Source organism: Hydrogenophaga sp. (assembly GCF_036675665.1).
Taxonomy (GTDB): Bacteria; Pseudomonadota; Gammaproteobacteria; order Burkholderiales; family Burkholderiaceae_C; genus Hydrogenophaga.
The window spans coordinates 103,298-128,966 of record NZ_JAKFEO010000037.1; the positions used below are offsets into that span (position 1 = coordinate 103,298).

Genomic DNA, 25,669 nt, shown 5'->3' on the forward strand with positions numbered 1-25,669 from the left:
CATTTTGCGGCTTGCCGGATTCAAGAAGCACCCGGCGAGCACCGAAACACCTAACACACGCTGTTGTCAGCGCAATGACGGAAAGATCGCCATGACCAAAACGCCCATCGCCTGCGCCCTGTGTGCTGTGCTCGGCTTCGCCGCACCCGCGGCCTTTGCCGAGTCGACGGCCAGCACGCTGGATCTGGAGCCTGAGTCCAGCTCGCAACTCTGGCTCAACGTGGGCGGCTTCTCGCGGCATTTCAAGCGGCAAAACGGCTACAACGAAAACAACCTCGGTCTGGGTCTGGAGTACCGCACCAGCCCCGAGGTCTCGTTCATGGCCGGCAGCTACTACAACAGCGTGCACAAGAACACCACCTACGCCGCGGTGAACTGGCAACCATGGACCCTGGGGCCGTTCAAGATCGGTGCGGCGGTCGGTTTGATGGATGGCTACCCCTCCATGAACCGCGGCGGCAACTTCTTTGCGGCCCTGCCCATGGCCAGCTACGAGGGGCGGCGCTTCGGCATCAACGTCGGCCTGATCCCGTCGATCAAGAACGTGGATGGTGCCGTGATCGTGCAGTTCAAAGTGCGCGTCAACTGAGCGCCACAGGCGATCGCTGTGCGCTGAAGAAGCGCGGCAGCTGGTTGCGTGCGCAGCGCTGCAACCCCATCAGGAAACCGTGATCCGGCCAACCCACGCCGTGCTGCGTGCGCAGGTCGTGCTGGATGCGCGCCAGCAGTTCGGCCGCCATTTCGGCATCGGCCATGGCGCGGTGGGCCTGACCCGTTCGCGGCAAGCGGAAGAAATCCACCAGCGAACCCAGCTTGTGGTTGGGCGCGTGCGGGTAGAGCCGGCGCGAGAGCAGCACGGTGCAGGCAAAGGCGTGCGATGCGGGCTCACCGACCAGCGCCAGCTCGGCCTGCCAGTAGCGGCGGTCAAACGACGCGTTGTGGGCGACCATGGGCACCTGACCCACGAACCGCGCCGCGTCGCGCATCACGGTGGCCGCCGGTGGCGCGCTGGCCACCATCTCGTTGGTGATGCCGGTGAGTTGCGTGATGAACGCCGGGATGCGGACGCCCGCGTTCATGAGGCTCTGAAACCGGTCCACCACCCGGCCCTGTTCGGTGATGACGATGGCCACCTCTGTGGCCCGGTCGCCCATGGCGGGCGAGATGCCGGTGGTTTCGAAATCGATGACGGCGATCGGAGAGGACATGGAAGACGGGGCTGAACGGGTGCATCAGGGGAGGCAACGAGCTTAGCGCAGCACCGGCTCCTGCGGCTCGCATGGGTCCGCCGTGGTTTGCGCCCTGCAAGGCAGCTCCGCGACGATGTGCGTGCCCTGCCCGGGGCTGCTGGTGATGCTCAGGTGGCCGTTGTGGGATTCCACACGCACCCGCATGCCGATCAGGCCGTGGTGGCTGGCGGGCACGTTCTGGGTCTGAAAGCCGCAGCCGTCGTCCTTCACACTCACCCGCACCCAGTCGCCCTTGGCCTCCATCTGCACCATCACCTGCCGGGCTCGTGCGTATTTGCTGATGTTGGTGAGGGACTCCTGCACCAGGCGGAAGACGGTGAGCTCGCACTCCTTGTCCAGGCTCACGGTCTCCAGCTGGGCGCTGACGGGAATGCCCAGGCTGCTGGCCGCTTCCTGGCACAGCACTTCCAGGGCCGAGGCCAGGCCGAGCTGGTCGAGCGATGAAGGCCGCAGGTTTTCGATGATGCGGCGCTTCACGGCAATGCCTTCGTTCAGGCGTTCCTCGATGCCGCTCATGCGCTCCAGGGCGGAGGTGGGCATGTCGGTCACGCGCCGCAGACGCGCGAGCTCGAGCTTCATGGCGGTGAACAGACCACCGAGTTCGTCGTGCAGTTCGCGCGCCAGCCGGCCGCGCTCGTCTTCGCGTGTGTTGACCAGGTGGCCGGCCAGTTCGCGCAACTCGGCGGTGCGCAGGGCCACCTGCGACGCAAGGTATTGGCTCTCGCGCGCCTTCTGCTCGTCGCTGTAGCGCAGCTGCCGAGTGAACAGCACCAGACCCAGGACCGAGATCAGCACCAGCAGGTGCAGCGCCACCCGGTTGATCATGATGGCGTCCAGAAGCGACCCGCGCGCGCTGTCTTGCAACGCGGACGCCCGCCCCAGCACCAGATCGAATTCGTTGCGCAGCTCGGCGTAGCTGGTGCGGCCGCGGTCGCTGCTGGCCATCAGGCGGGCCTGGGTGCGCCGGCCTCGCTCGGTCGTGTCCATCCATTCCTCCATGGCGCTCACGCGCGCCTGGATGCGCATGCGCACGGCCTCCACCGACACGGTGCGCTGGGGGTCCAGGTCGGCGATCAGCTGGAAAGCGCCGCGTTGCGCTTCGGCCAGGGCGGTGATGGATTCGCGATACGCCGCACGGTCGGCCGCCTGACCGTTGATGAGGAAGGCGCGGGCCGCCAGTTCAGCATCGGTGAGGTTTTGCAGGACGCGCCCGGCCTGAAGACGCGCATCGGTCAGCGCGACGCCTTGCGCCAGCGTGGAGCGTGAGTGCTGGTAGGCGCCTTCGATGACCACGACGGCGACCACCGCCAGGGCCAGCACCACCGGCATCACGTACCGCGTGCGCGCCACGCGCTCGATCGACGACTTGATCATCCAGGCTCCCGGTGGCTGCGCGTGGCGCAAGCCATGTTGTTGTCAGTTGCTAACGCAGCTCGCCCGGCCGTGTGGCCAAGCCGTCCGACACCCGGGTGCAGTAGGCAATCAGGTCGTCAAGTTCACACGACTTGTCGAACACCCGGTCGGCCCCCAGCACGGCGCAGCGCTTGCGGATGTCGGCGGTGGCGTAGTTGGTCAGCACCACGGTCCTGGACGGCAGGTGCGCATCTTGCGCCGCCTTGAGCACACCCAGACCCGAGCCGGACATCAGGAATATATCGACGATCAGCAGATCCAGCGAGGCGCCCTCGCTGTGCAACCAGCGCACGGCGCTGTGCTCGTCGACCGCATGCCCGACCACCTCGACGGCGGTGAGCTCCTGCAGCGTGGACACCAGGTTCTCGAAGATGACTTTGTTGTCTTCGACGATGAAGGTCTTCAGCGCTGCCATGGTGTGTGTGGTGTGAAAACGAAGCCGGGGCGCCGATGCATCGCTGCGTCGTGCGCCCCGTCGAGCGTCGTTGAATATGCCCCTGGCGTCTGTAGGCGGCGTCCTACACCGCTCGAGGCGGGGGTGCTGTTCAGCGCACCACGATGTCGTTGCGCACCGCTTGCACACCCGGGGTGGACCGGGCCAGCCGCTCGGCAGCCGAGCGTTCTTCGCCCGACTTCGCGAAGCCCGAGAGCTGCACCGTGCCCTTGAGCGTTTCCACATTGATGGACATGGCGCTGACCGTCTTGTCCTCGGCCATGCGGGCCTTCACGCGGGTGGTGATGGCGGCATCGTCGATGTAGGAGCCCACGGTCTGCTGATCGCGGGCGACCGCGCAGCCGGTGAGTTGAACGAGGGTGAGGGCGGCTGCCGCGGCCAGCACGGCGTGTGTGAGTTTCATGGTGTCCTCCGGTTCGAACGGTTGGTGTTGTGACGCTCAGCTGTTCTTCTCGATGACCAGGCGGTTGTCCACGGTGATCACACCGTCAACGGCCGCGGCCAGGGTGGTGGCGCGCTGGCGGGAGGCTTCGTCGGGAGCGGTGCCGATCAGGGCGACGTTGCCGGCTTCGGTGTCGACGTCGATCTTCAACGCACTGAGCTTGTCGTCGGCGGCCAGGGCGGCGTTCACCTTCGTGGTGATCGCCATGTCGGCGGCGTTGCCGGCCACGGTGTCGGTGGCTTTCGAACCGGCAACCTGCGCGTCGCGTGCGGCCTCCTTGGCGTCGTTCTTCAATTCGGTGCCGGCGGACTGAACCGTGGCCGCGGAGTTGTCGATCCTCTGACCAACGGTGGGGTCGTCAACCCTCTCGCCACAGGCTGCAATGAGCACGGTGGCCGCCGCGGCGGCGAACAAGGCGGAATAGCGGTGTGTGGTCTTCATGTCGATTCCTTTCAGAGGGGCCGGACGCATCCGGCGAATGGCAGGGAGTGAGCGGGTGGGCTCAGACCCTGTCGGTCGGTCGCTTTCTGGGGGTGTCAAACCAGTCGTCGCCAGCCTGGCGTTCCCAAGCGGCCACCTGGCGTTCGGCTTCGTCCTTGGCCACGCCATAGCGCTCCTGGATCTTGCCGGCGAGCTGTTCGCGGCGGCCATCCACAACGTCGAAGTCGTCGTCAGTGAGCTTGCCCCACTGCTCGGTCACGCGGCCTTTGAGTTGTTTCCAGTTGCCTTCGATTCGGTCCCAATTCATGTGTTTCTCCTGTTGAGATGAGGTTGCTGCGGTCTGGGTCGGTGTCGTACCGCCCCCGACTCGGTGCTGAGGTCAGCGTCAAGCCGTGTTTTCACTGTAGGTGGGGGGATGCGACCGGTGTGTCGGGCTGCGCGCCGTTGCCATGTAGGACAACGCCCCACGCCCGGACGGCTGTGTGTAGGCGTTGTCTGACGTCGCCCCGGACGGGGGGCTGTTAGATTTCCGCATCTGCCCACGGGCTCAACCCACCGAGATACCCATGATCAGAATCGGCATCGTCGACGACCACGCCATCGTGCGCACCGGCCTGCGGCAGTTTCTTGCCGAGCATGTGGACCTGCGCGTCACCGGCGAAGCCAACAACGGGCGCGAAGCGCTGGAACTGGCGCGCGGCGGTGAGGTGGATGTGCTGCTGATGGACATCTCCATGCCCGAGCAGGGCGGCGTCGATGCGCTGCAGGCGATCAAGGCGCGCTTCCCCGACCTGGCGGTGCTCATCCTCAGCGGTTTCCCCGAAGCGCAGTACGCCACCACCCTGCTGCGCTATGGCGCCAGTGGTTACCTCAACAAGGATTGCGCGCCCGAAGACATCGTCAATGCCATCCGCACCGTGGCGCGCGGCCGGCGCTATGTGAGCCCGGCGGTGGCCGAGTTGCTGGCCGATGGCGCGGCCGGCGCGACCGAACAGGCGCCGCACGAACTGCTCTCGGAGCGTGAGCTGCAGGTCTTCCTGCGGCTGGCCCAGGGCGAGACCATCGGTCACATGGCCGAACAGATGTTCCTGAGTGTCAAGACCGTGAGCACCTACCGCTCGCGCGTGCTGGAGAAGCTCAAGCTCACCAGCAACAGCGACCTCACCTACTACGCGCTCAAGAACGGCCTGATCCAGTGACCGGGGCCTGAGCGCCTCAGAGGAAGCGCTCCATCAGCCGGCCCAGCGTTTCCATCGCTCGGTCGCTCAGGCCGCGCCGACGCCAGGCCTCCAGCGTGATGGCCCTGGAGGCTGCCCGGTCGCGTTCGAACAGCGCGTTCATCTCGGCGCCAAAGTCGTCGCCCAGCACGATGACGTTGAGCTCGCTGTTGGCCACGAAGCTCAGCCAGTCCAGATTGCTCGAACCCACGGTGGAGAACACGCCATCGATCACCGCCGTCTTGGCGTGCATCAGGGCGTGCTCCATTTCGTAGATGCGCACACCGGACGCCAGCAGCTCGTCGTAGTACGAGCGACCGGCGTGAAGCGCCAGCGACGAGTCGCTGCGCCCGGGCAACACCAGTTCCACCACCACACCGCGTGTGGCGGCGTTGCGCAGGGCGTTGACGAAATCGGCGCCGGGCGCGAAATACGCCATCGTGAAACGCACGTCGACCTGGGCGGCGTCCACCGCGGCGAGCAGGGCGCTGTAGATGCGGTTTTCCTTGTCGCGCGGATCGCTGGCAATCACCTTCACCACACGCTGACCGGGCTCGCCCGCGGCCTTGTTCGCGACATTCTGGCCGAGCGAACCCTTGCACCCCTGTTCCTGCCAGGCGGCCTCGAACACCCGGGCCAGCGCCGGCACCACCGGGCCGCGCAGCTCGATCTGCGTGTCGCGCCAGCCGTCGTCGAGCGCGGCGCCGGCCCGGGGCTTGCCGCTGCGGCCGAACGAGCTGGAACCGTAGACGCGGCTGATGTTGATGCCACCGGTGAAGGCCACCTCCTCGTCCACCACCAGCAGCTTGCGGTGGTCGCGGTGGGTCAGGCCCCAGTAGCCCGGGCGCTTGGTCGGGTTGATCGGATTGAAGGCACAGACCGAGACACCACCGTCGACCAGGCGCTTGAAGAATGCGTCGGGGGTGGCGATCGAGCCCACCGCGTCGTAAATCATGGCCACCGTCACGCCCTGCGCTGCGCGCGCAATGAGGAGATCGGCCACATCGGCCGCCACACCCTGGTCTTCGACGATGTAGCTCTGCAGCAGCACACGGCCCCGCGCCTGCGCGATGGCCGCCTTCATGGCGCCGAAGGTGGCCGGTCCGTCGATCAGCAGGCGCGTGCGGTTGCCGCGGTACAGGTCGGCGTCGCCGGTGGCGGTGAGTGTTTTCAGGTGGTGGATCAGCAGATCCTTCTTGCCCTCGTTGGCCAGGCCCTGCAGCGCCTTGCGCTCGGCCGCAGCCGACACCTGCCCGGCGGCGCCGCTGACGTTGACCTTGCCCGCTTGCGCGGCCGGCATGTCCCTTGTTTTCGGCGGCAGGCTGGAGCATCCCGCCGCCACCAGCAGCAACCCCGAAAGCGCAAGGCCGCACAGCCGGCGCAGCCCGGTGGTGTTCGAGGAACGTGGTGAGTTCATGGCGTCAACCGGTGATGGGGAAACCCCGATGCGTGGGTATACAGGCGAGTGTGCTCGCAGCGATCACCGGGGTGTGTCGGCGGGGACTCTGCGCGACTGTCGGAGACCTCTGACAGCGATGCCCCGCGCGTTCATGGTTCACGGAACGGCGGCGATGCGCTGGGCCAGGCGCCAGATGGCCAGGCGGTGGGCCGCGGCCAGCGCGTCAACCGAGCGGTCGGGCAGTTCGATCCGGATGTCCGCCATCTCCATGGTGGGGGGTGCGGTGGGGGTGGCGTCGGCGAACCACCAATGTGCCCGCAGGCGCAGCGCCTGGCGCGCCTCGTCGGCCACCAGCGTGTCGATCTCCACCCGCAGGCGGCGCGCCACGCTCACGCCCGCGGGCGCGGGCGACAACCACACCAGACCTTCGCCGCGCAGCAGCGCGAGGTCGGCCGCGAGCCGCACGGGAATGCTGTCGCGAAGCGGTTCGACCCAGCGATGACCCTCCAGGGGCAGCACACCCGCCGCACCGCTGGCGACCACCAGCGTGTCCCGCTCCAGCGGGCCGGGCAGTCGCATGCGCCCCGACAGTTCCCACACCGTCCCGTCGCCAGCACGGACTGCGGACGGGGCTTCGGGCGGCGCGCTCTTGAGTTCGTACCAATGCATGGGCGCCGGCGTCGACACGCAACCCGCCAGCAGCACGGGCACCAGGCCCACGAGGATCAGCGTGTCGCGGCGCTTCATGGTGTTCCCTTGCGGCCGCGCAGCACGGCGTCGGGTTGTTGCTCCAGCGTCTCGGCCAGATCGCGCATGGCGCGTGCGGCGCGCGAAAGGTCTTCCAGTGCGCGGTCGGCGCCCAGCCGCAGGCTGGAGTCGTTCGCGGTGGCCTCACGCAGCGAAGCGGCGCTGCGGGCCACCTCGTCGGCCGCGCGCTGCAGGTTCTGCACCAGCGGCGCGTCCGGTGCCAACACGGACGACACCCGATTGGAGGTGTCGTTGACCGAACCTGCCGCGCGGCTCAGGTCGTCCATCGCGGTGCGCGTTGCAGAGAGCGAGCGCTGCAGTTCGTTGGCCAGCGGGTCGATGCGTTTGTCCAGCCGCGTGGAGACGCGGTTGATGGTGGCCGTGATCTCGGCCAGGTCGGCCAGCGCCTGCTTGAGCTCCGGACCCGAGACCAGGGCGCGGGCAGATGCCGCGATGGCCGAGACGTCTTCGGCGATCTTGCGGAAATCCATGCCTTCGAGCTGGTTCTTCAGCGCCTGGATGGCCGTGGCGGTGGTGGGAATCTCGGTGATGGCGCGGTAGGTTCCGCGCAGCTTGCCCGGGCGCTCGGGGCGCAGGTCCAGGTCCACGTACAGCTGGCCGGTCAGCAGGCTCTGCATGGAGAGCTGGGCACTGAGCCCGCGCTCCACCAGGGCGGGCAGCGCCAGCTCCACGCCCTCGGACCGGCGGCCATCGAGCCCGCTGACGGCATCGCCATCGAGCGTCACCATCACCGGGATGGAGAAGTCGTCGGACCTGCGGTCATAGAAGACTGCGATCGACTCCACGCTGCCCACGCGCACGCCGCGAAACACCACCGGCGCCCCCACCTGCAGTCCGTAGACCGAGCCACTGAAAAACATGACGGCTTTCTCCTTGCGGGTGAACAGGTCGTTGCCCGCCAGCGCGATGATGGTGGCCGCGATCAGCGACAGACCGGCCACCACGAAGGTGCCGATCAAGGTGGGGCTGAGCTGGCGCTTCATGCCGGCTGCGCCTCTTGTGGCACCGCGCCGCGGCGCAGAAAGGCCTGCACGCCGGGCGGGCCGTGGTGCAACAGCTCCTCGGGTGGACCGAGCGCGGTCATGGTCTTGCTCTGTGCGTCGAGGAACAGCACGCGGTTGGCCAGCGCGAAGATGCTGCCCAGCTCGTGGCTGACCATCACCACGGCGGTGCCCAGGTCGTCGCGGAGGTGGCGGATGAGTTCATCGAGGTGGGCCGAGGTCAGGGGGTCGAGGCCGGCCGACGGCTCGTCCAGAAACAGCAGCGGCGGGTCCAGTGCCAGCGCGCGGGCGATGGCCGCGCGCTTGCGCATGCCGCCGCTCAGGCGCGCGGGCTCGGCTTCGAAGCTCTCGCCCAGCCCCACCAGCGCGAGCTTGAAGCGCGCGGCCTGTTCGCAGGCCTGCGCGCTCATGGGCGTGAACAGTTGCAGCGGCAGCATCACGTTCTCGCCCACCGTCATGCTGCTCCACAGCGCACCGGCCTGAAACGCCACGCCAAAGCCTTGCCGCAGCGCGCCCAGGGTGCTGGCGTCGGCGGTGTAGAGGTCTTGCGTGCCGTGCAGCACCTGGCCGGCGGCGGGCTTGTGCAGGCCGATGAGGTGGCGCAGCAAGGTGCTCTTGCCACAGCCGCTGCCGCCCGCGATCGCCAGCACTTCGCCGGGCAGGATGTCGAACGTGAGGTCGCGCTGCACGATCACCTCGCCGAAGGCCATGGTCAGGTCCTGCACGCGGATCAAGGGAGCGTCCATCGCGTCACCAATCCAGCCGTTGAAAGACCACGGTGAGCACCGAGGCCGCCACCACGATCCACACGATGGCCTGCACCACGGCGGCGGTGGTGGCGTCGCCCACGGCCTGCGCGCTGCGCCCCGCCGACATGCCCTGCCGGCAGCCGGCCAGGGCCACCAGCACGGCGTACACGGTGCCCTTGAGCAAACCCACCAGCACATGCGGCAAGGTCAGGGCCTGCACGCTGGCGTACACGTATTCCAGCGAGGTCACGCCATAGATGCCCACGGCCACCAGCCAGCCCACGGCCATGCCCACCAGGGCGGCGAACGCCGTGAGCAGCGGTCCCACACACAGCAGCGCCAGCACGCGCGGCAACACCAGGAAATCGACCGGGTCCACCCCCATCGTGGCCAGTGCGTCCACTTCTTCGTTGGCCCGCATGCTGCCGATCTGCGCCGCGAAGGCCGCGCCCACGCGGCCCGCGAGCACGATGCCCACCAGCAGCGCCGCCACTTCGCGCACGACGCCCACGGTCACCAGATCGGCAATGTAGTTTTGCGCACCGAAGCGCTGCAGCTGCGCCGCACCCATGTAGGCCACGATCAGGCTCACCAGAAAACTCACCAGCGCCACGATGGGCAGGCTGCGCGGCCCGGTCTGTTCGACCTGCCACGCCAGATCGCCCCAGCGCATGGCGCTCTGACCGCGCAGCAGGCGCCCGGTCGACAGCAGCACCTCGCCAACGAAGGTGAGTGAGCGGTGTCCGTCGGCCCACCAGGCCTGGGTGGCCGCGCCCAGCGCCGCGATGCGACCCACATCGGCACGCGGCACCTCGGCCGGCGGCGCGTCGGACAGCGCCAGCGAAACGATCTCGCGCAGGCCCGCCGGCAGGCCGCCCAGATCAAGCTCCACCGGCGGGCGGGCCAGCGTGTTCAGGCGCTGCCACAGGGTGGCCGCCAGCGCCGTGTCCCACGAGCGCAGCGCGGCGGTGTCGAAGCGAACCTCGCCCTGACGGAGCGCGGCGGGCACGTCGGGCAGGGCGCCCTGGTACCCGCGCCATTCGCCGCCGATGCCGAGCACCCAGACGTTGTCCTGCTGCAGCCACTGCGCGCTGGCGGCGTGCGTGGGCTCAGGCCGCACCATGGCATCCGATGCGATCTGAGGGACAGCGTGGGGATGCCGCGCACGCGGACAGCAACTCGTTCATCGCCATATCCTAGCCGCATGCACGCGGCACGGTCCGTTCGTTGTCACACACTTCGCATGAAATATGGCCACGCCAAAAATGGAACACCGCGGTCGTGACGGGTTCCAATGGGAGATGAATGCAAACCCCGTCGCGCCCCCTGCTTCTACCCGCCTGACACGCCGTGCGCGCGTGGCGTGGGCGGTGGGCGGCTTGCTGGGCCTGGTGGTGCTGGGCGTGGTGTGGGGTGAGGTCAGTGGCTGGCCCGTGTTGCGCCAACCGATGGAGCGCGCCATGACGCGCAGTGCGGCGGTGCCGGTGCAACTGGAGGGCGCCGTGAAGCTGCACCTGCTGTGGCGTCCGCGACTGGAAGTCGATCATTTGCGCATCGCCTCCGACGATCGCTTCAAGGTGCCGCACCTGCTGGACGCCCGGCGCGTCTCGCTGGCGTGGACCTGGGGCGATGTCTGGCGCTGGCGCCAGGGTGAACAGCTGCGGGTGCAGGCCCTGCGCGCCGGCGAACTCGACGCGCACCTGGTGCGCCTGGAGGATGGCGTCGCCAACTGGCAACTGGGCGCGCCCGCTGCACCGAAAGACCCGGATGCGCCGCTCGGTCTGCCGCGCTTTGGCTCGCTGGTCACGGACCAGGGCCGCATCACCTGGAACGACGCGGTGCAGGACGTGGACCTGAAGGTGGCGGTGCAAGGGCGCGAAGGCGAAGCCCTGCAGGGCGCGGCGTCGGGTTATGTGGCGACTTTCAATGGCCGCTACCACGCCCTGCCGCTGAAGCTGCGGGTTGAAGCCGGCAGCACCTTGCCTTTGCTGCAGGATGCCGACGCCACCGCCACGGCGCCCTGGGTGCCCATGCGCGTGCAAGGCAGCGTGGGCTCGTCTCGCCTGCTGTTCGACGGGCAGGCCGCCGCCCTGCTGGGCACACCGCGCCTGGAAGGCCAGCTGCAGTTCAAGGGGCGTTCGCTGGCCGATGTGGGCAAGCCGCTGGGCGTCACCCTGCCGCACACACCGCCCTTCGATCTGCGCGGCACGCTGGCGCACGAGGGCGGAGCCTGGCGGCTGCAAGCCTCCAGCGCCGCCATCGGCAGCAGCCGGCTCGCGGGTGACCTGCTGTTTGACCGGCGCGTGAAACCGGCCAAGCTCAGCGGCCGGCTCACCGGCTCCAAGCTGGCGTTTGCCGATCTGGGTCCGGCGATCGGCGCCCGGGGGTCGAGCGCCGCGGAACCGGCGGCCACCCCGCCGGGACGCGTGTTGCCGCAGCGCCGCTTCGACCTGCCCTCGCTCAAGGCCATGGACGCCGACGTGCAGGTGAACATCGACGAAGTGGACTTCGGCACGCCCGCGATGGCGCCCATGAAGGCCCTGCAGACCCGCTTGCAGCTGGACGGCGGCGTGCTGCGCCTGGGCGCGTTGCAGGCCGCGGTGTCCGGGGGATCCATCCAAGGCGCCACCCAGCTCGACGCCAACGCCAGCCCGGCCGCCTGGGCCGCCGAGCTCGACTTCAACGGCATCGACATGGCCGGCTGGCTGCCCGGCATGCGCACCCGCGATGCGTCCGCCTCCCCGCCCGCGACCAAGGGCGCGGCCACGCTCAAGCGCGAGCGCAACCAGGCCCGCCAGGGCGGCGACCAGGCGGTGCAGTCCTACCTCACGGGGCAGCTGTTCGGTCGCGTCAACGTGCGCGGCGCGGGTCGATCCACCGGCGAAATCCTGGCCAGTCTGGACGGCCCGGTGCATCTGTCCCTGCGCGACGGCACGCTGTCGCACCTGGCCACCGAGGCCATGGGCCTGGACGTGGCCGAATCGCTGGGCGTGCTCATCCGGGGCGACCAGCCGTTGCCCCTGCGCTGCGCGCGCTTCGACCTGACGGCACGCGACGGCGTGCTCACGCCCACGCTGGCCGTGATCGACAGCGCCGACAGCACCATCCGCATCACGGGCCAGGTCAGCCTGCGCGACGAGTCGCTCGCGCTGCGTGTTGTCACCCGCTCGCACGACTGGTCACCGCTGTCCTTGCGCACGCCGGTCACCGTTGCCGGCACGCTGGGCCAGCCGCGCGTCGGTGTGGAGGCGCGTGGCCTGGTGGGCCGTGTGCTCGGCGCCGTCGCCCTGGGCGCCGCGGCGGGCCCGGCGGCGGCTTTGCTGCCCCTGATCGAACAGGGATCGACCAGCGCGGTCGACCCCTGCACCGTGGCCGCGGCGCCCGCCAAAGCCGCCACCCAGCCGGCCGCTCCGGTCGCCCCGCGCAAGCCCTGAGCGTCGGCCTTTTCCTACAGCCCGTCAGGGCGTCGGCTTGCAGAAATGCCGGGTGGGCCTGCCTACATTGGAGCCATCGCAACGGCCGTCGTTGCGACCCAACCCGCCCAGGCGCTCAGCGTCCAGGCACAGCCAGGAGCCCGTCATGCTGCATTACGCCGTGGTCTTTTTCGTCATCGCCCTGATCGCCGCCGTGCTGGGCTTCGGGGGTTTGGCCGCCGGTGCCGCGGGCATCGGCAAGGTGCTCTTCGCCATCTTCATCGTGATGGCCATCGTGACCATCGTGGTCGACCTCGTGCGTCGCCGCTGAGGCCGCAGCCACCGGCCTTCGCGATCAGGCAGGGCCGCGAGGCGCGAGCGGCAACAAGGCCTTGGCCGCCTCGATGCGCAGCGCCAGCGGCGCTGAGGGGTCGTTCATCACCGACAGCAGGAACTGCCTGGGCTCCATCGGCGCACCGCCGGTGGGCCCGGGCGGTTCTGTTGGTGCCGGCGCGCGTGTGGGCGGGGTGGCGGGGGCTTCGGCCGGTGTCAGGCGCTCAAGGGCATGGGCCCATTCATCGGGCTGGATGCATTTCAACCGCGACAACAGTTCGGCTTGGGCGTCCAGGCCCGGCGCCATGTCCAGCCACGGGTCTTCGCCAAACACCGCGGGCAGGTCCGGGCTGACAAAGGCCGACCAGTTGCCCGTGGCCTCCTGGCGCGCCGGCACGGCGGGGACGTGGTGCACGGACCCCGCCACAGGCATGTCGGCTGGCGGCCATATCCGGATGCGCGCGCGTGCGACGTCGGGCAGGTAACGCTGGCGCAGCTGCTCCAGGAAGCGCTGCGCCTGTTCCAGCGCCACCGGTTGCGCCAGCGAGAACCAGAGCTGGTAGCTGTCGGTGCCGGAGACCGCGATGGCCGGGGCGGGCAGTTCCAGGTCGGCCTGCACGCCTTGCCAGACCGCGCGCAGCACGGTCCAGTCGGCGGGCCGGGCCAGGCCCAGCACCAGGGCCCGCGTGTGTCCGTCGGCGGCGTCGGGATAGAGGCGCTGCTGCTCGGTGTCGAGTCGGGTCACAGGAAACGCTCCAGGTAGCGGCGCGACACCCGGTCGAGCTGGTTGCGGTCGGGAATGTCGAACACCACGCCGTGCGCGCTGGTGATCAGCAGGCGGTGCTGGCCGGGCAGGCGGCGGATGTCTTCCTCCACCTTGAGCACGAGCTCGGTGGGGCCACGGTCGGTGTCGACCTGCCAGGTGCTGGGGGTGCTGAAGGTGCTCACCTCGCGGATGCGCAGGACCACCGGCGAGAACTCCCGCTCCGACATCGCCTGCACCACCGCGGCGCGACGCGGCTCGTCGAGCGCGTGCAGCCGTGCCACGAACACCATCTCATGGCCGTCGGGGTCGACGATGGCAATGGCCTCGTCGGGCGCGCTGAGCGGAAAGGAGCGCACCACCTGCACGCCCACCCGGGGCTCACCGCCGGCCAGGCGGCAGACCCATCGGCCCTGGCTGTCGCGCTGCAGGTCGAAGTCGTCCATGGAGTCGGTCGTTGTGTTCATGGTGGAAGGGCACCGGTGTGCGCCGAGGGCTGCGGCAGGTGGTGGGCCAGGGCGTTGTCGATGTGGTCGGGGTCTTCGGCGGCGGCCTGGCGGGCCTGGGCCTCGTGCAGGCGCCAGTAGTGGCCCTGGCGCGCCATCAGCTCGTCGTGTGGGCCCACCTCCACCACCTCGCCGCGGTCCATCACCACCAGCCGGTCGGCCTTGCGCAGCGTGGACAGGCGGTGCGCGATCGCAATCGTCGTGCGGCCCTGCACCAGGTTGTCCAGCGCCTTCTGGATTTCTTTTTCTGTCTCGGTGTCCACGGCCGAGGTGGCTTCGTCCAGGATCAGGATGCGCGGGTCGATCAGCAGCGCGCGCGCGATGCTGATGCGCTGGCGTTCCCCGCCCGAGAGGCCCTGGCCGCGCTCGCCCACCAGCGAGTCGTAGCCGTGCGCCAGGCGCAGGATGAAATCGTGCGCGTGGGCCGCGCGCGCGGCGGCCACGATCTCCTCGCGCGTGGCGCCCGGCTTGCCGTAGGCGATGTTGTCGGCCACGGTGCCGAAGAACAGAAAAGGCTCCTGCAGCACCAGGCCGATGTGGCGGCGGTAGTCGGCCACGCGAAAGCGCCGGATGTCGGTGCCGTCGAGTTCGATGTGGCCTTCGCTCACGTCGTAGAAGCGGCAGATCAGGTTGACCAGCGTGCTCTTGCCCGAGCCGCTGTGGCCCACCAGGCCGATCATTTCGCCGGGCCGGATGTCCAGGCTCAGGTCGCGGATCACCGAGCGGTTGCCGTAGCGGAATGCGATGCCGCGCATGCTCAGGCCGCCGCGCACCGACACGTCCTGCACCGGCTCGGTGGGTTCGGGCACGTTGGACACGTGGTCCAGGATGTCGAAGATGCGCTTGGCCCCGGCGGCGGCCTTCTGCGTCACCGAGACGATGCGGCTCATGGAGTCGAGCCGGCCGTAGAAGCGACCGATGTAGGCGATGAAGGCGGTCAGCACACCGACCGTGATGTCGCCCTTGGCGATCTGCCAGATGCCGAACGCCCAGACCACCAGCAGGCCCACGTCGGTGAGCAGGGTGACGGTGGGCGTGAACAGGCTCCAGGTCTTGTTGATGCGGTCGTTGACCACCAGGTTCTGCGCATTGGCCTCGTGAAAACGGCCCGACTCGCGCCGCTCCTGCGCGAAGGCCTTGACCACGCGGATGCCGGGAATGGTGTCGGCCAGCACGTTGGTCACGTCGCCCCACACGCGGTCGATTTTTTCGAAGCCGGTGCGCAGGCGGTCGCGCACGCGGTGGATCATCCAGGCAATGAAAGGCAGCGGCAGCAGCGTGACCAGCGCCAGCCAGGGGTTGATGGAGAACAGGATGGCCGATGTCATGAGCAGCATCAGCACGTCGGTGGCGAAATCGAGCGCGTGCAGCGAGAGGAACACCGAGAGCCGGTCGGTCTCGGAACCGATGCGGGCGATCAGGTCGCCGGTGCGCTTGGCGCCGAAGTAGTCGAGCGAGAGGCCCAGCAGGTGGTCGAAGGCGCTGGTGCGCAGATCGGCCGCGATGCGCTCGGACACCAGCGCCAGCAACCAGGTGCGCGCCCAGCCCAGCCCCCAGGCCACCAGACCCGCGCCCAGCAGGCCCGAGAGCAGCAAGGCCACGTAGCCGGTGTCGATCTGCTGTCCGTTCTGGAACGGGATCAGCACGTCGTCCATGAGCGGGATGGTCAGGTAGGGCGGCACCAGCGTGGCGGCGGTGGAGGCCAGCGTGAGCAGGAAGCCCGCCAGCAGCTGCCAGCGGTAGGGCCGCGCGAAACGCCACAGGCGCAGCAGCACCCACGTCGACGGAATCTCGGCGAGTTGCCGCGCACAGACTTCGCACTCCTCGCTGTCGGGGTTCAGCAGCGACTGGCACGACGGGCAGCGCTGGCCCGCTTCGGGGGTGGGTGCCGCGCCGCCCTGCAGGCGGCCCATGGCCAGGTCGAACTGGCGCACCAGCCGCAGCGCGGCGGGGTTCTGGGCGAGGGTGAAGCGCCAGCGCGTGCGCAGACCACCGTCGTCCAGCAGGTCCAGCGTGGCGACGCCGGCCAGATCGGTGTGCTGCAGGCGCAGCGCGCTCTGCAGGGGCCAGGCCTGCCGGCTGCCGTGCGCGGGCAGCTGCACCAGTTCGGTCGGGGTGAGCAGCAGTTCACCGGCGGTGAAGCGACCCTGCTCGTCCAGATCGAGGGTCATGCGGGCCAGCACGTCCGGTGGGGGGGTGTCGGCCGAAGACGGGCCGAGGGGGGTGGGACGGGGTGTGGCAGCGGTGGTTTGCATGAACCGGAAATTGTGCGCCAAGTCGCCGGCGTTGCTGGCGTGACATAGAGCCACAATTTGTCGTGCACGGCTCAGTCGCACCGCCTCGGGACAGCGCAGAATGCGGGGGTCGGGTGCATCAAGCACCCGCACCGGGCGGCGCTTGAGGGCGTGCGCCCACCGTTGACAGCCGGGCCCACTGCCCGGCTTTTGTGCGTTCAATCCCGGGTTTTATGGATTCAAACCGTTTTGCGCTGACCGTGCTTCGCCACCGTTTCCTGGGTGGGCCCAACATCTGGACCTACCGTTCCGCGATGGAGGTCTGGCTGGATCTGGGGGCGCTGGAGCAACGCCCCTCCCACACCATCGAGGGCCTGACCGACCGTTTGCTGGTCCTGTTGCCGGGCCTGGCCTCGCACCATTGCGGCGTGGGCGAGCCCGGGGGCTTCCTGCAACGGCTGCGTGAAGGCACCTGGGCCGGCCACGTGCTGGAGCACTGCGTGATCGAGCTGCTCAACCTGTCGGGCATGCCCACCGGCTTCGGCCAGACGCGCAGCACCAGCCAGCCCGGCGTCTACCGCATGGTGTTTCGCGCCCGCAACCGCGCCACCGCCGAGGCGGCCCTGAGCCACGGGCATGCGCTGCTGCAGGCGGCGATGAACAACGAGGCCTTTGACGTGGCGGCGGCGGTGAAGGCCTTGCACGAGGTGGTCGACGCGACCTGGCTGGGCCCCTCCACCGCGGCCATCGTGAACGCGGCCACCGAGCGCGGCATCCCGCACCTGCGCCTGACCGATGGCAACCTCGTGCAACTCGGCCAGGGCGCGCGCCAGCGCCGCATCTGGACCGCAGAGACCGAGCTCACCAGCGCGATCGCCGAGAACATCGCCGGTGACAAGGACCTGACCAAATCGCTGCTGCTGAGCTGCGGCGTGCCGGTGCCCGAGGGCCACATCGTGGCCAACGCGCAAGAGGCCTGGGACGTGGCGCAGGACATCGGGCTGCCGGTGGTGGTCAAACCCAGCGACGCCAACCACGGCCGCGGTGTCTCGCTCGAACTCAGCGAGCAGGCCGACATCGAGCGCGCCTTCGCCATTGCCGATGCCGAAGGCAGCGACGTGATCGTCGAGCGCTACATCCTGGGCGACGAGCACCGCGTGCTGGTGGTGGGCGGGCGCGTGGTGGCGGCCAACCGGGGCGAGAGCCTGTGGGTCACCGGCGACGGCGTGGCCGACGTGAAGACCCTCATCGACCTGCAGCTCAACAGCGACCCGCGCCGTGGCGAGGCCGAAGAGTTTCCGCTGGAGACGATCCGGCTGGAGCGTGAACCGGCCATGGCCCTGCTGCTGGAGCGCCAGGGCCTGGGGCCCGACGCCGTGCCCGCTGTGGATCAGCGCGTGCTGGTGCAGCGCAACGGCAACATGGCCTGCGACTGCACCGACGAGGTCCACCCCGAGGTGGCCTACATGGCGAGTCTGGCGGCACGCGCCGTGGGCCTGGACATTGCCGGCATCGACATGGTCACGCAGGACATCGGCCGCCCGCTGCACGAGGTGGGCGGCGCCATCGTGGAAGTCAATGCCGGCCCCGGGCTGCTCATGCACCTGCGCCCGGCCATCGGCCAGCCCCGCCCGGTGGGTGAAGCCATCGTGGCCCAGCTGTTCGACCCGGGCACACCCATGGCCGGGCGCGTGCCCCTCATCGGCGTGAGCGGCACCCGGGGCACCGCCCTGCTGGCCCGCGCCGCGGCCTTCCTGCTCGACCTGGCCGGAGCCCCGGCGGGCCTCGCATCGAGCGAAGGCATCCACATCGGGCGCCGCCGCATCGAGCGCGCCGGTGCCGACTACTGGGAGCAGTGCCAGCGCCTGCTCATGAACCGCGAGATCCAGGGCCTGGCGGTGGAGACCGCGCCCTCGCTCATCCTCGACCACGGCCTGCCCTACGACCGCTGCCTGGTGGGCGTGGTGACCGACCTGGGCGGCTGGGAAGGCCTGACGCACCACGACATCTTTGACGCCTCGGGCATGCCACGGGTGCTGCGCACCCAGGTCGATGTGGTGCTGGAGCAAGGGGCCTGCGTGCTCAACCTGGACGAGCCCGGCGTGGCCGATCTCGCGCGGCATTGCGACGGGAGCAGCCTGGGGTACGGCGCCGGCCCGGTGCCGGCCGACGTGACGATGCCGCGCACCGTGCGCTGGCAAGACGAGGCGGTGTGCCTCATCGACAACGGCGAGGTGATCGCGCGCGCGCCGCTGACCGGCATGGCCGACCCGGCGACGGCCCACGTTCTGTGCGGTGCCGCGGCAGCCGCCTGGGCCACCGGCATGAGCCCGGTGCTGGTGGCCGCCGGCCTGCAGCGCTTTGACACCCTGCCGCGCGCCTGAAGCACCCCACCCCCGTTTCCCGACCGAACCCCAACCGAATTCCGCCCTCCGCCATGGACATTTCCCGCATCCGTGCCTTGCGTGGTCCCAACCTCTGGACCCGCCAGACCGCCATCGAAGCCATCGTCCACTGCCCACCCGACGAGCGCTCCCTGAGCGCCCTGCCCGGCTTCGAGGCCGCGCTGCGCGCGCGCTTCCCGCAGCTCGGTCGTTGGCCGCGTCCGGCCAGCGACCTCTCACTGGCCAATGTGCTCAAGCTGGTGGCGCTGGCCCTGCAGGCCCAGGCCGGCTGCCCGGTGAGTTTTTCGCGCTGCACCGAAACCGTGGTGCAGGGCACCTACCAGGTGGTGGTCGAGTACACCGAGGAGGCCGTGGGGCGCGAGGCCCTCAAGGCGGCCGAGCAACTCATCGCGGTGGTGCGTGGTCAGCGCGACGAGGCTTTTGATGTGGAGGCCGTCATCGCCCGCCTGCGCGAGATCGACGAAGACGTGCGCCTGGGCCCGTCCACCGGCGCCATCGTCAACGCGGCGGTGGCCCGTGGCATCCCGTACCGCCGCCTCACGCAGGGCTCGCTGGTGCAGCTGGGCTGGGGCGCGCACCAGCGCCGCATCTGGGCCGCCGAGGTCGACACCACCAGCGCGGTGTCCGAAAGCATCGCGCAGGACAAGGACCTCACCAAGAACCTGCTGCGCGCCGCGGGCGTGCCGGTGCCCCTGGGCCGCCCGGTGGACAGCGCCGAAGAAGCCTGGGTCGCAGCGCAATACATCGGCCTGCCGGTGGTGGTGAAGCCGCGCGACGGCAACCAGGGCAAGGGCGTGACGGTGAACATCGTCTCGCGCGACCACCTCGAACTGGCCTACCGCGCGGCCCTCGAACACGGCCAGCCGATGGTGGAGAAGTACCTGCCCGGCAGCGACTACCGACTGCTGGTGGTGGGCGATCGGCTGGTGGCCGCGGCGCGGCGCGATCCGCCGCAGGTGACCGGCGACGGCGTGCACACCGTGGCCCAGCTGGTGGACGCGGTCAACGCCGATCCCCAGCGCGGCGATGGCCACGCCACCTCGCTCACGCGCATGCGCATCGACGACATCGCCCTGGCCCGCCTGCAGATCCAGGGGCACACGCCCGACACCGTGCCGGCCAAGGGTCAGCGCGTGGTGCTGCGCAACAACGCCAACCTCTCCACCGGCGGCACCGCCACCGACGTGACCGACGACGTGCACCCCGAGGTGGCGGCGCGCGCCGTGGCCGCGGCCCGCATGGTGGGGCTGGACGTGTGCGGCGTGGACGTGGTGTGCGAGACCGTGCTCACCCCGCTGGAAGACCAGAGCGGCGGCGTGGTGGAAGTGAACGCCGCCCCCGGCCTGCGCATGCACCTGAGCCCCTCGTACGGCAAGGGCCGCGCCGTGGGTGAAGCCATCGTCGACCACCTGTTTCCGCCCAACCAGAACGGCCGCGTGCCGGTGGTGGCCGTCACCGGCACCAACGGCAAGACCACCACCGCGCGCCTGATCGCGCACCTGCTGCACACCCAGGGCATGCGCGTGGGCATGACCAACACCGACGGCGTGTACGTGAACGGTCGCCAGACCGACAGCGGCGACTGCGCCGGCCCGCGCAGCGCGCGCAATGTGCTCATGCACCCCGAGGTGGACGCGGCGGTGTTCGAGACCGCGCGCGGCGGTGTGCTGCGCGAAGGCCTGGGCTTCGACCGCTGCCAGGTGGCGGTGGTCACCAACATCGGCTCGGGCGACCACCTGGGCCTGAACTACATCACCACGGTGGAAGACATCGCGGTGCTCAAGCGCGTGGTCATCCAGAACGTGGCGCCCACCGGCTACGGTGTGCTCAATGCGGCCGATCCGCACTGCGTGCGCATGGCCGAGGTGTGCACGGGCAAGGTGATCTTCTTCTGCAGCGACAGCAACAACCCGGTGCTGGCCACGCACCGGGCGCAGGGGCGCCGCGCGGTCTGGGTGGAGGGTGACCACATCGTCGCCACCCAGGGCGAACGCCGCCACGAGGTGGCGCTGGCCGACATCCCCATGACCATGAACGGGCGCATCGGCTTCCAGGTGGACAACGCCATGGCGGCGCTGGCCGCGGCCTGGGGCCTGGGCATCCCGTGGGCCCGCATCCGCCAGGGCCTGGCCACGTTCCAGAGCGACGCCGGCAGCGTGCCCGGCCGCTTCAACCTGATGAGCCTGCGCGGCGCCACCGTGATCGCCGACTACGGCCACAACCCGGATGCCATGCGCGCCCTGGTCGCGGCCGCCGATGCCATGCCCGCGCAGCGCCGCCTGGTGGTGATCAGTGGCGCGGGCGACCGGCGCGACGAGGACATCCGCGAGCAGACGCGCATCCTGGGTGCGGCGTTTGACGAGGTGATCCTGTACGAGGACGCCTGCCAGCGCGGCCGCACCGAAGGCGAAGTCACGGAGCTGCTGCGCCAGGGACTCGAAGGCGCCACGCGCACCCGCCGCATCGACACCATCCAGGGCGAGTTCGTGGCCATCGACGCCGCGCTGGATCGTCTGCAACCCGGCGACCTGTGCCTGGTGCTGATCGACCAGGTGGAGGCTTCGCTGCGCTACCTGCGCGAGCGCTGCGAGTCTGCTCCCGCCGCCACGGCCTGAGTCAAGTGGGCGCGGCGATCGGTCGCGCCCGGCCCAGCCGGCCCAGGCGAAGCTCCACCCCGTGGTGGAAGGCCGCGCCGGCCAGGTTGCACGCCAGCCAGGCCACGCCCACCCCGAGCGTCTGCACCCAGGCGTCGGGGCTGGCGTAGCGCGTGAACCAGGCGTTCACCACCAGCGCCACCGGAAAGTTCAGCAGGAACACCCCGTATGAGATGCGGCCCAGGTAGCCCAGCGCGCGGCTGCGTGGCCAGGTGAACAGCCAGCCGCTGCGGTGCGCCCAGGCCAGCGCCAGCGCCACGCCCAGCGCCAGCGCGATGCGGGTGCGCCAGTCCAGGGCGAGCGCCAGGGCGGTGAGCAACACCATGCCCGCCAGCCACGCCGGCGCGCTGCGTCCTGCGTCCGCGCGGCTCACCCAGAAGGCCAGCGCCCCCAGGCCGTAGGCGCCGAAAAAGTAGATCGCCCAGTTGTCCCAGTGGCTGTCGCGGTTGAAGTGAAAGAGCGAGGCGAGCACCACGGCCACCACCAGCAGCGGCACGGCGGCGCCTGACCGCCGACCCAGCCACAGCAGACCAAGCAGCAGCGCGTACAGCTGAACGTCGATGGCCACATACCAGACCCCCGCCGACAGCGAATCCACGCCGAGCAGGCTGTGGATCAACAGGGCATGCGCCACCAGCTGCCACAGCGTGGGTGGCGCGGGCAGCGAGTCGTGCGTCATCCAGTGGCGTGCGATCTCGGTGCACACCATGGCCAGCAGCAGCGCCGCCAGCAGCGGCAGGCTCACCCGCACGAAGCGCTGCCACAACAAGGCCGGCGGGCGCTCGCTGCGCAGGCGCCCGCCGGGCGCCAGGCTGCGCGCGGCCAGGAAGCCCGCCACCACCAGGAAGATCTGCACCGCCATGCGCGCGTGCTGGCTGAACCAGCCCACCAGGCCCGGGGCGAGCTGGTGCGTCCAGTCCGACATGGGGCCGTAGAACGCCAGGTGGTGCAGCACGATGAGCTGTGAACCGACGGCCTTGAGCGCGTCGATGAAGGGCAAACGCTCACCGGTGGACGTGGGGCGGGTGGGGAGGTGCATGGAGGGAAATGGCAGAGGAGATCAGGTCGGCATCATCGCCGCTGCGCGTTCACCCGCGTTCCGCTTTGCACGCCACGCAGAAACGAAGGGCCCGAGAAGGCCGGGGATGGTGCGGCACTTCGAGTCTTCCGTGCGATGTCAGAAGCACACACTGGTCGCTTCTCACCCCCGGCGCAAACCCCATGACCACCCTCGAAAAACGCGGCAGGCGCTTCAGGCCAGTGGAGCGATCGGCGGCATCCGCCCCGCCCCGCCTGAGCCTCGTTGCGGCCGCGGTGATGCTGTGTGGTTCGGGACTGGCGCAGGCCCAGCAGACCATCTCTTCCAGCACGACCTCGACCGTCACCGCCACCGGCGGGGACATCGTGGTCAACGCCGGTGTCACCGTGGGCAGCGGCTCGGGCGTCACCACGCCCATCGTGGTGGACGGCGTCGACGTCGGCAACCTGACCAACCACGGCAACCTGCTCAGCAGCACGAGCGGCGGTACGGGGCTGTATTTCAACAGCACCGCCAGCCTGGCGAACATCGTCAACAACGGACAGTTGAGCAGCAAGGGCGGCATCCAGCTGCGTTCGGCGGCAGTGATCGTCAACAACGGGTCCATCCTGGGCACCGACCGCGGCATCACGGTCCACGCCACCGCCACCGGTTCGAGCATCACCAACAACGCCTACCTCAATGCCTTCACGCAGAGCTTCTCGGCGATTGCGAACCAGGCGGGCAGCACGCTGGTCTCGGTCACCAATGGCGCGGGCGGCCTGATCAGCGGGCTGTACGCGGTGGAGAACAACGGCGTCATCACCACCTTGACCAACCACGGCTCCATGTGGTCCCGGCACTGGGTGCCGCTCGCCGCCATCGGTGGCGGCGGCAGCATCACCACCTTGATCAACCACGGCAGCATTTCTGGCGCCGGCTCGGCGGCGGCCATCGACCAGACCGTGGTCAACCTGGTGAACGCGCAAGGGGGTGGCGCACCCCTGAGCATCACCATCCAGCCCACCAACTATTCCATCGTCATCCAGTCGCCGACGGCCTACGGCAAGTTGTCGGTGCGCAGCGCCAACGGCGCGATGAACTTCGGCATCCACACGGGCTCGTCGGTCACCTCGGGCTACTACTACGGCGCCGTTCTCAGCGGCGTCACGGGCAGCTACCTGGCCAACACCTCGGGCACCTACGGCAGCACCGCCTGGAACCTGAGCCTGGCCTCGGGCAGTGACAACATCTGGAACCTGTGTTTCGGTGGCGGGGCCTGTTCCTACACGCTGTCGAGCGACATCCTGGCGGGGCAGACCTTCGCGTCCTCCGGGTTGGGTACCTCGGTGAACAGCAGCTTCGACGGCGGCACGCTGGAGATGTCCAGCGCCTCCACCGTCGCGGGCGATTTCACCATCAGCGCGAACGACGGCACCATCGACCAGCAGGCCCTGGCCTCGACCTTCTCCGGGAATTTTTCCGATGCGACCGCAGGCGTGGCCGGCAAGCTGATCATCAGCAACAGCGGCACCGCACGCCAGGGCTCGATCACCCTGTCCGGCATCAACACCCACACCGGCGGCATCGAGGTGCAGGCCGGCGCGATGCTGGTGATCTCCGCGCCCTCGGCATTGGGCACCGGCACGTTGGCCCTGGTCGGCTCGGCCACGGTGCCCGCCGCACTGGGCACCACCCAGACCATGACCATCACCAACGCCATCACCGTGGCCGGTGATCCGGTCGTCAACGTGGCCCCCGGCACGACGCTGACCGTGAGCAGCGTCATTGCCGACGGTGCCACGCCGGGCGACATCGAGATCGAGGGCGGCGGCACGCTGCTGCTGACCGCGGCCAACACCTACACCGGCCCGACCCTCATCGACTTCGGATCGACGCTGGCGCTGGCGGGCGCCGGATCGATCACCTCCACGTCGGCCGTGAGCAACAACGGAAGCTTCGACGTTTCCGCCGCCAGCCAGACGGTCAACCTGGGTGGCAGCCTGACCCAATCCCCGACCGGCAACCTGGTCGTGCGCGCCGAGCCCACCAGCTTCCAGCGGATCGACGTGGCCAACACGGCCACGCTCGCCGGTACCCTGACGCTCAACGCCGCCGCCGGCACCTACCGCATGGGCCGCTACACCCTGCTCACCGCCAGCGGCGTGGGCGGCCGGTTCGCCACGCTGTCGACCAACCTGGGCTCGGTCACACCGCTGGGCTACTACCTGAGCTACGGCGCCAACGACGTGTACCTGACCCTGGCGCCCTCCGCAGCCCACACGCTGCACGACGTGGAGGACAACGCCCGGCAGATGGCCACGCTCTACAGCCTGCAAGGGGCGGCGCTGCAGGCCGGCCTCTCGTACGACTGCGGCCGCTACGACCGACGCGGCATGTGCGTGGGCCTCGGTGGCCGCCGCAGCCAGACCCTTGGCAGCCAGGGGCGCCATGTGCAGGCGGCGCAGGTCGTCGTCGCCTACCGCGCGGCCCCCGGCCTGCAGGTCGGCGCATTCGCCGACTGGTCCACCAGCGCGAACCTGTCCGACCAGATCCGCCTGCGCGGCACCAACCCCATGGTCGGCGTGTTTGGTCAGTGGAACCACAACGCCGACGGCAGCGGCTGGGCGGTGCGGGCCTCGGCCGCTTTCTCCGACAACGCGCTGACCATCGGCCGCAGCGGCGGCGATTACAGCGAAGCCGGACAGGGCAGCACGCGCGTCGCCGCCCGGGCCTATCAGCTGATGGCGAGCTACAACCGTGCGCTGACCGGTCAGGTCGCGGTGGCTCCCCATGTCGGCGTGCGCCATGCCCGCATCCGCACCCGCGGCTACACCGAAGCCGTGAGCAGCGATGTCGCCAGTCCGCTGAGCTTCGACGCACAGAGCCAGCGCGCCGTCGTCGCCCTGGTCGGCGTGGGCGTGCGGGCACAGCTGGCCGAACAACTCTCCCTCAGCGCCACGGCCGGTGTTCAACACGACCTGAGCCGATCGATGGGCAACCGCTCGGGCAGCAGCGAGATTCCCGGCCTGGGCAGTTTCAGCGTTGCGATGCCGCACGCGCAGCGGACCCGGCTCACGGCCTCGGCCGGCCTGGCCCACCTGTTCAAGAAGAACGAGCGCCTGGGCCTGAACCTGGTCTGGCAGGAGCAAGCCATCGGCCAAAGCGTGCTCACGGTCTTCACCGGCTACACCCTGGGCTTCTGAGTT

The 25,669-nt window shown here is 69.5% G+C and carries 22 protein-coding genes; 7 read left to right on the forward strand and 15 right to left on the reverse strand.

What is annotated here, in order from left to right; translation table 11 throughout:
* The first annotated feature begins 91 nt into the window (after nt 1-91).
* Nucleotides 92-589, forward strand: a complete 498-nt coding sequence (locus V6M63_RS15170) for a hypothetical protein (protein WP_332743200.1) — start codon at nt 92-94, stop codon at nt 587-589.
* On the opposite strand, the gene V6M63_RS15175 is transcribed toward V6M63_RS15170, so the two are convergent.
* The 6 genes from V6M63_RS15175 to V6M63_RS15200 all read right to left on the reverse strand — a co-directional run bounded on the left by V6M63_RS15175 (nt 582) and on the right by V6M63_RS15200 (nt 4,307).
* The gene (locus tag V6M63_RS15175) at nt 582-1,208 is read right to left on the reverse strand and encodes a 3'-5' exonuclease (RefSeq protein WP_332743202.1); all 627 of its coding nucleotides are present in this window, start codon (nt 1,206-1,208) and stop codon (nt 582-584) included. The two genes, V6M63_RS15170 and V6M63_RS15175, sit on opposite strands and share 8 nt — an antisense overlap.
* Nucleotides 1,209-1,250: 42 nt before the next feature.
* Nucleotides 1,251-2,624 (reverse strand): sensor histidine kinase, encoded by a 1,374-nt coding sequence (locus tag V6M63_RS15180; protein ID WP_332743204.1) that lies wholly within the window; start codon nt 2,622-2,624, stop codon nt 1,251-1,253.
* A 49-nt stretch (nt 2,625-2,673) separates the two neighbouring features.
* Nucleotides 2,674-3,078, reverse strand: a complete 405-nt coding sequence (locus tag V6M63_RS15185; protein ID WP_332743206.1) for a response regulator — start codon at nt 3,076-3,078, stop codon at nt 2,674-2,676.
* Nucleotides 3,079-3,208: 130 nt separating this feature from the next.
* On the reverse strand, nt 3,209-3,520 hold the full coding sequence (locus tag V6M63_RS15190; protein ID WP_332743208.1) for a BON domain-containing protein: 312 nt from the start codon (nt 3,518-3,520) through the stop codon (nt 3,209-3,211).
* 36 nt (nt 3,521-3,556) lie between these two features.
* Entirely contained in the window at nt 3,557-4,000 is a 444-nt protein-coding gene (locus V6M63_RS15195) for a BON domain-containing protein (protein ID WP_332743210.1), read from the reverse strand.
* A 61-nt stretch (nt 4,001-4,061) separates the two neighbouring features.
* Complete coding sequence (locus V6M63_RS15200; protein WP_332743212.1) at nt 4,062-4,307, reverse strand: CsbD family protein; 246 nt, start codon at nt 4,305-4,307, stop codon at nt 4,062-4,064.
* A gap of 259 nt (nt 4,308-4,566) precedes the next feature.
* Between V6M63_RS15200 and V6M63_RS15205 the strand changes: the two genes are divergently transcribed.
* A complete protein-coding gene (locus V6M63_RS15205) occupies nt 4,567-5,199 on the forward strand; it encodes a response regulator (protein WP_056265168.1) in 633 nt (210 codons plus the stop codon).
* A 16-nt stretch (nt 5,200-5,215) separates the two neighbouring features.
* Here the strand turns inward: V6M63_RS15205 and V6M63_RS15210 are convergent, their stop codons facing one another.
* The 5 genes from V6M63_RS15210 to V6M63_RS15230 all read right to left on the reverse strand — a co-directional run bounded on the left by V6M63_RS15210 (nt 5,216) and on the right by V6M63_RS15230 (nt 10,257).
* On the reverse strand, nt 5,216-6,634 hold the full coding sequence (locus tag V6M63_RS15210) for a phospholipase D-like domain-containing protein (RefSeq protein WP_332743214.1): 1,419 nt from the start codon (nt 6,632-6,634) through the stop codon (nt 5,216-5,218).
* A gap of 138 nt (nt 6,635-6,772) precedes the next feature.
* On the reverse strand, nt 6,773-7,363 hold the full coding sequence (locus V6M63_RS15215) for a PqiC family protein (protein WP_332743216.1): 591 nt from the start codon (nt 7,361-7,363) through the stop codon (nt 6,773-6,775).
* Nucleotides 7,360-8,367, reverse strand: a complete 1,008-nt coding sequence (locus tag V6M63_RS15220; protein ID WP_332743218.1) for an MlaD family protein — start codon at nt 8,365-8,367, stop codon at nt 7,360-7,362. The genes V6M63_RS15215 and V6M63_RS15220 overlap by 4 nt, the downstream gene beginning before the upstream one ends.
* A complete protein-coding gene (locus V6M63_RS15225) occupies nt 8,364-9,131 on the reverse strand; it encodes an ABC transporter ATP-binding protein (RefSeq protein ID WP_332743219.1) in 768 nt (255 codons plus the stop codon). Before V6M63_RS15225 ends, V6M63_RS15220 begins: the two co-directional genes overlap by 4 nt.
* Nucleotides 9,132-9,135: 4 nt before the next feature.
* Nucleotides 9,136-10,257 (reverse strand): MlaE family ABC transporter permease, encoded by a 1,122-nt coding sequence (locus V6M63_RS15230; protein ID WP_332743220.1) that lies wholly within the window; start codon nt 10,255-10,257, stop codon nt 9,136-9,138.
* Between the two features lie 178 nt (nt 10,258-10,435).
* Between V6M63_RS15230 and V6M63_RS15235 the strand changes: the two genes are divergently transcribed.
* Nucleotides 10,436-12,568, forward strand: a complete 2,133-nt coding sequence (locus tag V6M63_RS15235; RefSeq protein WP_332743222.1) for an AsmA family protein — start codon at nt 10,436-10,438, stop codon at nt 12,566-12,568.
* Nucleotides 12,569-12,713: 145 nt separating this feature from the next.
* On the forward strand, nt 12,714-12,878 hold the full coding sequence (locus V6M63_RS15240) for a DUF1328 domain-containing protein (protein WP_332743224.1): 165 nt from the start codon (nt 12,714-12,716) through the stop codon (nt 12,876-12,878).
* Between the two features lie 24 nt (nt 12,879-12,902).
* Here the strand turns inward: V6M63_RS15240 and V6M63_RS15245 are convergent, their stop codons facing one another.
* The 3 genes from V6M63_RS15245 to V6M63_RS15255 are packed head-to-tail and all read right to left on the reverse strand — an operon-like array spanning nt 12,903 to nt 16,404.
* Complete coding sequence (locus V6M63_RS15245) at nt 12,903-13,625, reverse strand: hypothetical protein (protein ID WP_332743226.1); 723 nt, start codon at nt 13,623-13,625, stop codon at nt 12,903-12,905.
* The gene (locus V6M63_RS15250; protein ID WP_332743228.1) at nt 13,622-14,110 is read right to left on the reverse strand and encodes a cyanophycin metabolism-associated DUF1854 family protein; all 489 of its coding nucleotides are present in this window, start codon (nt 14,108-14,110) and stop codon (nt 13,622-13,624) included. Before V6M63_RS15250 ends, V6M63_RS15245 begins: the two co-directional genes overlap by 4 nt.
* Entirely contained in the window at nt 14,107-16,404 is a 2,298-nt protein-coding gene (locus V6M63_RS15255; protein WP_442909598.1) for a cyanophycin metabolism-associated ABC transporter, read from the reverse strand. Before V6M63_RS15255 ends, V6M63_RS15250 begins: the two co-directional genes overlap by 4 nt.
* Before the next feature lie 212 nt (nt 16,405-16,616).
* Here V6M63_RS15255 and V6M63_RS15260 point away from each other — a divergent pair, with 212 nt between their 5' ends.
* A complete protein-coding gene (locus V6M63_RS15260; protein ID WP_332743230.1) occupies nt 16,617-18,767 on the forward strand; it encodes a cyanophycin synthetase family protein in 2,151 nt (716 codons plus the stop codon).
* 53 nt (nt 18,768-18,820) lie between these two features.
* A complete protein-coding gene (gene cphA, locus V6M63_RS15265; protein ID WP_332743232.1) occupies nt 18,821-21,403 on the forward strand; it encodes a cyanophycin synthetase in 2,583 nt (860 codons plus the stop codon).
* Between the two features lies 1 nt (nt 21,404).
* On the opposite strand, the gene V6M63_RS15270 is transcribed toward cphA, so the two are convergent.
* A complete protein-coding gene (locus V6M63_RS15270; protein ID WP_332743234.1) occupies nt 21,405-22,481 on the reverse strand; it encodes an acyltransferase family protein in 1,077 nt (358 codons plus the stop codon).
* A gap of 182 nt (nt 22,482-22,663) precedes the next feature.
* Between V6M63_RS15270 and V6M63_RS15275 the strand changes: the two genes are divergently transcribed.
* Entirely contained in the window at nt 22,664-25,666 is a 3,003-nt protein-coding gene (locus V6M63_RS15275; RefSeq protein WP_332743235.1) for an autotransporter outer membrane beta-barrel domain-containing protein, read from the forward strand.
* Nucleotides 25,667-25,669 lie beyond the last annotated feature (3 nt).